7 protein-coding genes are annotated in these 7,247 nt (G+C 65.5%); 6 read left to right on the top strand and 1 reads right to left on the bottom strand.

What is annotated here, in order from left to right:
• Nucleotides 1-7 precede the first annotated feature (7 nt).
• The 3 genes from WEB61_RS11160 (at nucleotide 8) to WEB61_RS11170 (ending at nucleotide 2,473) form a co-directional block, all read left to right on the top strand.
• Entirely contained in the window at nucleotides 8-1,696 is a 1,689-nt protein-coding gene (locus WEB61_RS11160; protein WP_368064409.1) for a ribonuclease J, read from the top strand.
• Between the two features lie 80 nt (nucleotides 1,697-1,776).
• Complete coding sequence (mce, locus tag WEB61_RS11165) at nucleotides 1,777-2,181, top strand: methylmalonyl-CoA epimerase (RefSeq protein ID WP_368064410.1); 405 nt, start codon at nucleotides 1,777-1,779, stop codon at nucleotides 2,179-2,181.
• Nucleotides 2,182-2,197: 16 nt separating this feature from the next.
• Nucleotides 2,198-2,473: a DUF1467 family protein gene (locus WEB61_RS11170; RefSeq protein WP_368064411.1), complete on the top strand. Its 276-nt coding sequence runs from the start codon at nucleotides 2,198-2,200 to the stop codon at nucleotides 2,471-2,473.
• Nucleotides 2,474-2,753: 280 nt separating this feature from the next.
• Here the strand turns inward: WEB61_RS11170 and WEB61_RS11175 are convergent, their stop codons facing one another.
• Nucleotides 2,754-4,043 (bottom strand): NCS2 family permease, encoded by a 1,290-nt coding sequence (locus WEB61_RS11175; protein WP_368064418.1) that lies wholly within the window; start codon nucleotides 4,041-4,043, stop codon nucleotides 2,754-2,756.
• A gap of 113 nt (nucleotides 4,044-4,156) precedes the next feature.
• On the opposite strand from WEB61_RS11175, the gene WEB61_RS11180 reads away from it, so the two are divergent.
• From WEB61_RS11180 to proS, 3 genes are all read left to right on the top strand, one after another.
• Nucleotides 4,157-4,588 (top strand): hypothetical protein, encoded by a 432-nt coding sequence (locus WEB61_RS11180; protein ID WP_368064412.1) that lies wholly within the window; start codon nucleotides 4,157-4,159, stop codon nucleotides 4,586-4,588.
• 110 nt (nucleotides 4,589-4,698) lie between these two features.
• Nucleotides 4,699-6,366, top strand: coding sequence for a hypothetical protein (locus WEB61_RS11185; protein ID WP_368064413.1), 1,668 nt, complete (start codon nucleotides 4,699-4,701; stop codon nucleotides 6,364-6,366).
• A gap of 64 nt (nucleotides 6,367-6,430) precedes the next feature.
• The coding region (gene proS / locus WEB61_RS11190; protein WP_368064414.1) for a proline--tRNA ligase at nucleotides 6,431-7,247 on the top strand (817 nt) is incomplete at its 3' end.

Below are 7,247 nucleotides of genomic sequence, written 5' to 3' on the forward strand. Positions count from 1 at the left end.
TAGGGCCATGATCAAATCCCCCGCATCGCCGCATCCCGACGACGAACTCATATTCCTGCCGCTTGGCGGGTCCGGCGAGATCGGCATGAACCTCAATCTCTATGGCTACGGGCCGGAGAATGACCGGTGCTGGATCATGGTCGATCTCGGCGTCACTTTCGGCGACGATCGCACCCCCGGCGTCGATCTGATCATGCCCGATCCGGCCTTTATTGAAGAACGTCGCGACGATCTGCTCGGAATCGTGCTGACGCATGCCCATGAGGACCACATCGGCGCTGTTGCCCATCTCTGGCCGCGCTTGCGCTGCCCGATCTATGCAACGCCCTTCACGGCGACCATGGTGCGCGGCAAGCTGATCGAGGCGGGGCTCGAAAGCGAAGTGCCGATGCACATCATTCCGCTCGGCCATCGCTTCGAGCTTGGCCCTTTCGATATCGAACTGGTGACGCTGACCCATTCGATCCTCGAGCCGAACGCGCTGGCGATACGCACGCCGCTCGGCCTCGTGATGCATACCGGCGACTGGAAGATAGACCCCGACCCCGTACTTGGCGGCGACATCGACATCGCGCGCCTGACCGAGATCGGCGACGAAGGCGTGCGCGCCATTGTCTGCGACTCGACCAATGTCTTCACGCCCGGCGTCTCGGGATCGGAAGCCGATGTCGCCTCGAGCCTGATCGAACTGATCCGGCCGCTGGAGGGCAGGGTCGCCGTCACCACATTTGCCTCCAATGCGGCGCGGCTCGAAAGCATCGCACGTGCGGCTGAGGCCTGCGACCGTCACGCCGTGCTGGTCGGCCGCGCCATGTATCGCGTCGTCGCCGCCGCGCGCGATGCGGGCTATCTGAACGACCTGCCGCCCTTCCTCACCGAACACGATGCGGGCTATCTGCCGCGTGAGAAGGTGCTTTTCATCTGTACCGGCAGCCAGGGCGAGCCGCGCGCGGCGCTTGCCCGCATCGCCGAGGACAGCCATCCCAACATCGTGCTCGAAAAGGGCGATTGCGTGATCTTTTCCTCGCGCGTCATTCCCGGCAACGAAACCTCGATCTTCGATCTGCAGAACGCGCTGGCGCTGCGCGGCGTTCGCGTCATCACCGAGAAGGACCATTTCGTCCATGTCTCGGGCCATCCCTGCCGCGACGAACTGGCCCGCATGTATCAATGGATCCGGCCTGAGATTTCGGTTCCGGTGCATGGCGAGGCGCGGCATCTCGCCGAACATGCGGCGCTCGCCCGCGAACTTCAGGTGCCCCAGCAGGTCGTCATCCGCAACGGCCTGATGGTTCGCCTGGCGCCGGGCCCGGCCGAGATCGTCGACGAAGCACCTTCGGGCCGTATCTATCTCGACGGCGAGGTGCTGACCGCCTCCGACGAAGGCGCGGTGCAGGAGCGCCGCCGCCTGGCCTTTGCGGGCTCGGTCTTTGTCAGCATCGTGCTCGACGGCAAGGGCCAGGTCCGCGGCGAACCGCAGGTCCGCCTGATGGGCCTCCCGGAAGAGGACGGCGACGGCGTCGGCTTCGACGACCGCGCGCTCGATGCGCTCGACGAGGCGCTCGACCGTCTGCCGCCCAAGCGGCGCGGCGACGACGACACGGTGGCCGAGTTCCTGCGCCGGGCCGTGCGCGGCGCCCTGCGGCGCGAATGGGGCAAGAAACCCCAGGTCGCGGTTGTCGTCACCCGCATCTGAGCCGCCGCTGCCCGCCTTGCTCAGGCCCGAAAACCGGCCTAAACATGGATCATTCGAATTCAACGGCTCAGGAAATCCGGATGCTTGGACCTCTCAATCATGTTGCCATCGCCGTCCCCGACGTCAGGGCGGCGGGCGAGCTTTACCGCAAGAAGTTCAATGCGAAGGTCTCCGACGCGGTGGCCCAGCCGGACCACGGCGTGACGACCGTCTTCGTCGATCTCGGCAACACCAAGATCGAACTGCTGGAGCCGCTGGGCGAGAATTCGCCCATTGCCGGTTTCCTCGCGAAGAACCCGAAGGGCGGCATCCACCACATCTGCATCGAGGTCGACGACATCGATGCGGCCTGCGAGAAGATGAACGGCGAAGGCGTCACCATCACCGGCACGGGCAAGCCGCGCATCGGCGCCCATGGCAAGCCGGTCGTCTTCCTGCATCCGAAGGACCTGTACGGCACGCTGGTCGAGCTGGAGCAGGCTTGAACCGCGAGGGCAGCGAATGAACTGGACGGCCGGTCTGGCGATTTATCTGGTTGTCTGGTGGATCACGCTCTTTGCGGTCCTGCCCTGGGGAATTCGCGCTCAGGCCGACGAGGGCGAAATCGCGGCCGGCACCGAACCAAGCGCCCCCGTCGCGCCGCGCCTGCTGCGCAAAATGGCCATCACCACGCTTGTCGCCGCCGCGCTCTGGCTCGTCATCGCCTGGCTGATCGTCTACCAGCCGGTCTCGTTCGACAGCATCCCCTTCATGCCCGAGTTCAGCGACAGCTACTGAGCAGTCCCTGGGTCAAAAAAAAGCAAGGTCCGCTTGCGCGGCCTTGCTGGTAGTGTTCCCTCTTGTCGCGCCTCTGCCGCCCGTTTCCGGCGGACAAAGTCGGCGTTTCCTCCCTAAACCTGGGCCGCGCTTGCCGCGCTTATTCCCCTTTTTGTGGAGGGGACTATAGCCACCCTGCGGCGACGTGTCACGCGCGATCTGCCCCTGCCGGCAATTTTCGCAAATCCGAGTCACGCACTCGGGCAATTTCCGGTCGAAAAACCCGCCGCCGGCATCCGCTTCATTGCAGCGCCAGCTTGAACGCGAAAGCCGCCGAAAGGATCGCGACCGCCGCGTTGATCTCGCGCCAGCGTCCCGCCAGCAGCTTCACCGCCGCATAGATGATGAGCCCGAGCCCGATCCCGTCGGCGATCGAGAAGGTCAGCGGAATGGCGATCGCGGTCACCACGGCCGGCGCCGTTTCGCTGATGTCTGCCCATTCGATGTCGGCCAGGCTGCGCGCCATCAGGCAGGCGATGAAGACGAGCGCAGGCGCCGTTGCGTAGGGCGGCACCGCCGCCGCCAGCGGCGCGAGGAAGAGGCTGGCGACGAACAGCACCGCCACCGTGACCGCGACAAGCCCGGTCCGCCCGCCGGCATCGACACCGGCCGCGCTCTCGATATAGCTCGTGGTGGTCGAGGTGCCGAGCGCCGCGCCGATCATGGTGGCGGCGGAATCGGCCACCATCGCTTTTCTGAGCCGCGGCAGCTTGCCCTCGGCATCCATCATGCCGGCGCGCTGCGCGACGCTCACCAGCGTGCCGGTCGTGTCGAGAAGATCGACCAGCAGGAAGACGAACACGATGGTAACGAAACCGACCTGCACCGCGCCGGCCACGTTCATTTGCAGCAATGTCGGCGCCAGCGACGGCGGCAGCGCGGCGATCCCCTCGAAAGGCTGCAGCCCCAGCGCCACGGCAACCGCCGTCACGGCCAGCACCGTCAGCATGATCGCGCCCGGCACGCGCCGCACCTGCATCGCCACCAGCACCATGAACCCGCCCGCCGCCAGCAGCGCGGCGGGCGCCGCCACATCGCCCATCGTCACCAGCGTCACGGGATCGGCAACCACGATCCCGGCATTCTTCAATCCGATCAACGCCAGGAACAATCCGATACCGGCGCCGATGCCGTATTTCAGCGAGCGCGGGATCGCATTGACCATCCGCTCCCTGAGCGGCGAAACCGACAGCAGGAAGAAGAGCACCCCCGACAGGAAAACCCCGCCCAGCGCCAGCCGCCAGTCGCCGCCGAATGCCGGCACCACCGAGAAGGCGAAATAGGCGTTGAGCCCCATGCCGGGCGCGAGCGCGACGGGGTAGTTCGCATAGAGCCCCATGATCGCGGAGCCCGCCGCCGCCGCCAGACAGGTCGCGACGAACACCGCCCCGAAATCCATCCCCGCCGCCGCCAGGATCGCCGGATTGACGAAGACGATATAGGCCATGGTGAGATAGGTCGTGCCGCCCGCCAGCAGTTCGGTTTTGACAGTGGTCCCATGGCCCTGAAGGCCGAACAGGCGTTCGGCGATCCCCCGTCCGCCGCCATTCCCTGTCTGGTTCATCCGCTCACCCCCGATCCCGTTTGCCCAGGCGGTCTTTTCCCGCAACACTCCTTTAAGGCGAAGGCGGGCAGGATGGAAGCATGGGAAAACAGATCGTCATCGCGGCACTGATCCTTCTTCTGCCGTTGCCGGCAGCGGCCGAGGAAGAACTGGCCGGTGCGGGCATCGCCTATATCTCGCAAGCCGATTGCGCCCGCATCGCGGCTTATATGCCCTCCGATGGCGGCGCCGGCTATGTGCCGGGCGTCGCCGCCGACGGCAGCGCCGTGGCGCCCGCCGACCTCGAAGGCGGCTATCGCTATGGCGCGCGCCCCGTCTACGAATTCGACGTGACGCTCGACCCGCTCGAGGGCCGCAACCCGGCTTTCGACTCGGCGACGAAAATGACTGTTGCGCGCATGAAGATCGACATGGCGACCGGCCGTACGACGATCGACGGCGAGGATGTCTCCGGCGCCAACCACGCCATTGCCGAAGCCTGTGCAAGATTGCATCACAAGCCGGTGAAATGACGCCGCCGCGCGCCGGCCCTTGTTGACACCGGCACCCCCCGCCCACAGGCTGGCAAGGCGTCAAAGGGTGGGGCGGCGATATGCGTTTTTCAGGCCGGAAGGCCGGTACTTTGTCTTTGTGCGTCCTTTTCGCGGCGCTTGTCTCGCTGGCGGTACCCGCCGCTGCCGCGAATGACGGCCTCTGGCGCATCACCGAGGAACGCTGGAGCGAGACCCACGAAAAGGCCTGGGAGGATTTTGTCGCCGGCCTCGGCGCCGCCGATTGCTGGACGCTCGATGAGTGCCTGAAAAGCCCGGCCAATCCCTACCGCCACACCGATCCCCGCACGCGCTTCTACGCCGACTGCGCCGACATGCCTTATGTCCTGCGCGCCTATTTCGCCTGGAAGAACGGGTTGCCCTTCGCCTGGCAGTCGGCCATGCGCGCCGCCGACGGTCCGGGTGCGGACATTCGCTATTCGCTGGAAGGCAACACCATCGTCGCCCGCGATTCCGTACCGCGCACCGCGCGCGGCGTCGCCGCCGTGCCGATCCTCCACAACATCGTCAATTACGTTTCGACCGCGATGTTCCGCCGCGACGCGACCATCGACGACCCGGTCATGTTCACCGACACCTATTCGCCGCGCCTCGACCGCGCCGCGATCCGCCCGGGCACCATCGCCTACGACGTCAATGGCCATGCCTCGCTGGTCTGGCGCGTCGAAACGGGCGGCCGCATCCTGATCTTTTCCTCCCATCCCGATCATTCGCTGAGCCGCACCTTTCTCGGCCGCGAATTCCTGCGCACCGGCCCGCAGCTCGGCTCGATCTTTCAGAAGTTCCGTCCCATCGAAGTCGTCGGCGCCACGCGTGCGGCGAACGGCGCGCTGGTCGGCGGCCGCATCGTGCCGGCCATGAATGCCGATCTCGATGATTTCTCGCTCGAACAATACACCGGCAACCCGCCCGTCAATCCTTACGCCTGGGGCACCGCGCAATGGCTCTGGAATGGCGAGAGCATGGATTTCTACACCTGGCTGCGCGCCCGCATGTCGGTCGGCGAACTCGAATATCACCCGGTCGCCGAATTGCGCGGCATGATGCAGTCGGTCTGTTTCGATCTGCGCGCCCGCAAGCATGCGGTCGAAATCTCGACCGCTCGCGGCATCCAGAACATGGCGCCGCCGCATCGCCTGCCGAACAACATCTACGGCACCGACGGCGTCTGGGAGCTTTACTCGACGCCCTCGCGCGATGCCCGCCTGAAGACCGCCTTTAGGGAGATGTATGATCACATCGTCGATTTCATCAAGATGGACATGGTCGACGCGCCGCGCCTTGTCTATGACGGTGGCGATCTGCCGGGCGACCTCCTCGCCGCCTATGCCGAGCAGAATGAGCTCTGCCGCATCGACTACAAAAACACCGCCGGCCGCACCGTCACGCTCACCATCGACGACATCGTCCCGCGCCTCTACGACCTCTCCTTCGATCCCTATCAATGCATCGAGCGCCGCTGGGGTGCGTCCGGCGACGAACTGGCGAGCTGCCGCGACGGCGAACTGAAGACCCGCTGGTACGACGCCCAGCGCTTCCTGCGCAACCAGATCGACCGCACCTATGATGTCGACATGGGTTATTCGATTGAGGAACTGGAACGCGGCCCCTGGGGCCCGCGCACCGGCCGGGGCGTCGTCGAGGGACCGGAGGTCGATGTAAGGGCATATCTGGAGGGCCTTTTGCGCCGCCAGTCGGCAGCAGGCGCCGACATTGCGAATCCGGTCGCAACCCCCTAAAACTTGACCCCCAATCGAAGCCTCGGCGGCCGCCGCAAGGCTTGTGCCCCGCGGTCAGGTCATCATGCGCCTTTCGAAGTATTTTTTGCCCACCCTGAAGGAAAACCCGGCCGAGGCGCAGATCCCCTCGCACCGGCTGATGCTGCGTGCCGGCCTGGTCCGTCAGACGGCGGCCGGCATATACGCCTGGCTGCCGCTGGGCCTCGCCGTCCTGCGCAAGATCGAGGCGATCGTCCGCGACGAGCAGTGCCGCGCCGGCGCCATCGAACTCCTGATGCCGACGCTGCAATCGGCCGACCTCTGGCGCCAGTCCGGCCGCTACGATGCCTACGGCCCCGAAATGCTGCGCATCAAGGACCGCCACGAGCGCGACATGCTCTTCGGCCCGACCAACGAGGAAGTCATCACCGACATCTTCAAGGGTGCCGTGAAGTCCTATCGCGACCTGCCGCGCAACCTCTTCCACATCCAGTGGAAATTCCGCGATGAAATCCGCCCCCGCTTTGGCGTCATGCGCGGCCGTGAATTCCTGATGAAGGATGGTTATTCCTTCGACCTCGACGTCGAGAGCGCACAGCGCGCCTACCGCAAGATGTTTGTCGCCTATCTGCGCAGCTTCGAGCGCATGGGATTGAAGGCGATCCCGATGGCCGCCGACACCGGCCCCATCGGCGGCGACATGAGCCATGAGTTCATCATCCTGGCCGAAACCGGCGAAAGCGCCGTCTTCTGCCACCGCGATCTGGTGGACATGCCCGTCCCCGGCGACGACATAGACTATGAGGGCGATCTCGAACCCGTCATCCGCGCCCGCACCGATCTTTACGCGGCGACCGATGAAAAGCACGACGTCGCCCGCTTCGAGGCCGAAGTGCCGGCCG

The sequence above is a fragment of the Parvibaculum sp. genome (assembly GCF_040882025.1).
Classification (GTDB): domain Bacteria; phylum Pseudomonadota; class Alphaproteobacteria; order Parvibaculales; family Parvibaculaceae; genus Parvibaculum.

Coding starts and splice junctions, on each gene's coding strand:
- WEB61_RS11160 (WP_368064409.1), top strand. CDS start 8: ATGATCAAATCCCCCGCATCGCCGCATCCCGACGACGAACTCATATTC.
- mce (WP_368064410.1), top strand. CDS start 1,777: ATGCTTGGACCTCTCAATCATGTTGCCATCGCCGTCCCCGACGTCAGG.
- WEB61_RS11170 (WP_368064411.1), top strand. CDS start 2,198: ATGAACTGGACGGCCGGTCTGGCGATTTATCTGGTTGTCTGGTGGATC.
- WEB61_RS11180 (WP_368064412.1), top strand. CDS start 4,157: ATGGGAAAACAGATCGTCATCGCGGCACTGATCCTTCTTCTGCCGTTG.